Here is a 229-nt window from a genome sequence, read left to right as displayed (position 1 = left end):
CGTGCAGGAGTGGGACCCGCCCGACGACGGTGCGGCCCCGGCAGCGCGATGGTACCTCGGCGGCCGACAGAACGTCGCGGTGAACTGCGTGGACCGTCATGACGACGCCGGGCGCGGAGACAAGGTGGCGCTGCACTTCGAAGGGGAGCCCGGACACCGGGTCTCGGTGACCTACGCCGACCTCCCGCGCCGGGGGGCCCAGGCGGCGCACGCGCTGGGAGGCCTCGGG

At 75.1% G+C, this 229-nt stretch carries 1 pseudogene; it reads left to right on the top strand.

Features of this window, described 5'->3' with window-relative positions:
• A pseudogene (locus KVS71_RS19660) lies at positions 1 to 229 on the top strand (acetyl-coenzyme A synthetase); the annotation flags it as partial.

The organism is Microbacterium sp. GbtcB4, from assembly GCF_019091465.1.
Lineage (GTDB): Bacteria > Actinomycetota > Actinomycetes > Actinomycetales > Microbacteriaceae > Microbacterium > Microbacterium paraoxydans.
Note: the sequence above shows the minus strand (reverse complement) of the source record. Positions and strands in the feature narration are given on the sequence as shown.